At 48.7% G+C, this 3,258-nt stretch carries 2 rRNA genes; both read right to left on the reverse strand.

Going from position 1 to position 3,258, the window contains the following annotated elements:
* Positions 1-98, reverse strand: a 5S ribosomal RNA gene (rrf, locus tag OQY15_RS22335); the annotation flags it as partial.
* A 99-nt stretch (positions 99-197) separates the two neighbouring features.
* Positions 198-3,076: ribosomal RNA gene (locus tag OQY15_RS22340) — 23S ribosomal RNA — on the reverse strand.
* Positions 3,077-3,258: the final 182 nt, after the last annotated feature.

Consider the following 3,258-nt stretch of genomic DNA (forward strand, 5'->3'; position numbering starts at 1 on the left):
TACTCTCCCACGTGTTACCGCAGTACCATCGGCTCTGGTGGGCTTAACTTCTCTGTTCGGAATGGGAAGAGGTGGACACCACCGATATAGGCACCTAAATATTTTTAATGTTTGTATCTCCGTTTTATTCAGGGATCCCAAACAATGACATATTATTGAAAGAAGTTAGCAAGGAAGAACAAACAACAGTATTCTGCTTTTGAAAGCTTCGGATGATTAGTATTACTCGACTATGCTGTCACCAGCTTTACATCTGTAACCTATCAACGTAGTAGTCTGCTACGGTCCTATATGGAATTCTCATCTCGTGGCTAGTTTCGCACTTAGATGCTTTCAGCGCTTATCTATTCCCAACGTAGCTACTCTGCAATGCCCCTGGCGGAACAACAGATTCACTAGAGGTTAGTCCAACCCGGTCCTCTCGTACTAAGGTCAGCCCCACTCAAAATTCCTACGCCCACAACAGATAGGGACCGAACTGTCTCGCGACGTTCTGAACCCAGCTCGCGTGCCACTTTAATCGGCGAACAGCCGAACCCTTGGGACCTTCTCCAGCCCCAGGATGTGACGAGCCGACATCGAGGTGCCAAACCTCCCCGTCGATATGAGCTCTTGGGGGAGATCAGCCTGTTATCCCCAGCGTACCTTTTATCCTTTGAGCGATGGCCCTTCCATGCAGAACCACCGGATCACTATATCCGTCTTTCGACCCTGCTCGGCTTGTCTGCCTCACAGTCAAGCAAGCTTATGCTATTGCACTCCTCATACGGTTACCAAGCGTATTGAGCTTACCTTTGAAAGCCTCCGTTACCTTTTTGGAGGCGACCACCCCAGTCAAACTACCCATCAAACAATGTCCCCCCCTGAAGGGGTTAGACACCGAATACAGAAAGGGTGGTATTTCAACGTTGATTCCACGACGCCTGGCGACGCCGCTTCAATATCTCCCACCTATCCTACACATCCTGTATCCAATGTCAATGTTAAATTGTAGTGAAGGTGCATGGGGTCTTTCCGTCCCGTTGCGGGTACCCGGCGTCTTCACCGGGACCACAATTTCACCGAGCTCATGGCTGAGACAGCGCCCAGATCGTTACACCATTCGTGCAGGTCGGAACTTACCCGACAAGGAATTTCGCTACCTTAGGACCGTTATAGTTACGGCCGCCGTTTACTGGGGCTTCAATTCAATGCTTCGCCTTGCGACTAACATCCCCTCTTAACCTTCCAGCACCGGGCAGGTGTCAGGCCTTATACTTCATCTTTCGATTTTGCAAAGCCATGTGTTTTTGTTAAACAGTCGCCTGGGCCTTTTCACTGCGGCTGACATTGCTGCCAGCGCCCCTTCTCCCGAAGTTACAGGGCCATTTTGCCGAGTTCCTTAGCCATGATTCACTCGAGCGCCTTAGAATTCTCTTCCCGGATACCTGTGTCGGTTTGCGGTACGGGTTTTTATAACCTGAAGCTTAGCGGTTTTTCTTGGAAGTCTGATTACCTGCGCTATCCACTTACCCGAAGGCTTGCGGTACTATCAACTTTCAGCTAGAGTGGCGGATTTGCCTACCTCTCCAATACCTACAGTCTTTAACGATCTATTCCGTCAGATCGCGGCAGTGTCACTACTCCGTCCCCACATCGCAGTTATAAAAAGTACTGGAATATTAACCAGTTGTCCATCGAATTTCCCCTTCGGGTTCTCCTTAGGCCCCGACTAACCCTGATCCGATTAGCGTTGATCAGGAAACCTTATCCTTTCGGCGGGCAGGTTTCTCGCCTGCCTTATCGTTACTTATGCCTACATTTGCTTTTCCAGAAGCTCCAACACAGCTTACGCCATATCTTCGCTGCCGCTGGAATGCTCCCCTACCGTAGATCTAAATCTACCCATAGCTTCGGTATACTACTTGATGCCCGTTTATTATCCATGCACGATCGCTCGACTAGTGAGCTGTTACGCACTCTTTAAATGAATGGCTGCTTCCAAGCCAACATCCTAGCTGTCTGTGCAATCGCACCTCGTTAGTTCAACTTAGTAGTAATTTTGGGACCTTAGCTGATGGTCTGGGTTCTTTCCCTCTCGGCCCGTGACCTTAGCACCCCGGGCCTCACTGCAGTGTATATTTGATAGCATTCGGAGTTTGTCTGGATTTGGTAGGATTTGACTCCCCCGCACCCAATCAGTAGCTCTACCTCTATCAAACTCAAACCACCACGCTGTTCCTAAAAACATTTCGGGGAGTACGAGCTATTTCCCAGTTTGATTAGCCTTTCACCCCTACCCACAGATCATCCGGAAACTTTTCAACGTTTATCGGTTCGGTCCTCCAGTACGTGTTACCGCACCTTCAACCTGTCCATGGGTAGATCACAAGGTTTCGCGTCTACCTCCCCTGACTATACGCCCTATTCAGACTCGCTTTCGCTTCGGCTGCGTGTCTTAAACACTTAACCTTGCCAGAGAAGAGTAACTCGTAGGCTCATTATGCAAAAGGCACGCCGTCACGCCACCTGGACGCTCCGACCGCTTGTAAGCACACAGTTTCAGGTTCTATTTCACTCCCCTGTTCGGGGTTCTTTTCACCTTTCCCTCACGGTACTGGTTCACTATCGGTCTCTCAGGAGTATTTAGCCTTACCGGATGGTGCCGGCAGATTCCCACAAGGCGTCTCCGACCTCGCGGTACTCAGGATACTACTAGGCTAATGTTACTTACGTGTACGCGGCTCTCACGCTATATTGCCAGGCTTCCCATCCTGTTCCACTTCATTTCATTAATACCATATCGTAGTCCTACAACCCCAGGCTTGCCGTAACAAGACTGGTTTGGGCTCTTTCCAGTTCGCTCGCCACTACTTTGGAAATCATTATTATTTTCTCTTCCTCTGCTTACTTAGATGTTTCAGTTCGGCAGGTTTGCGTACATTGTACGACTGGTCTTCAACCAGCCAGGTTTCCCCATTCGGAAATCACCGGATTAATTCATATTTGCTAATCCCCGGTGCTTATCGCAGCTTATCACGTCCTTCATCGCCTCTGAGAGCCAAGGCATCCCCTGTGTGCTCTTTCTTACTTTCTTCTCTCCATAGCCTTTTGCGCCTATGGAAATGCTTTTTTTGTTCTGTCGTTAATCTTTTTGGTCAGTCTTTGGATCATTGCTGATCTTTCTTCTGTCCTAAGTGCTAACAACGTCTCTATTGTTGTTTGCTCTTCTTTTTTAACTTCTTCCAATATGTCAAAGAACTTTTCTATCCCCGGATT

The sequence above is a fragment of the Pedobacter sp. MC2016-15 genome (assembly GCF_026239695.1).
In the GTDB taxonomy this organism is placed as follows: Bacteria; Bacteroidota; Bacteroidia; order Sphingobacteriales; family Sphingobacteriaceae; genus Pedobacter.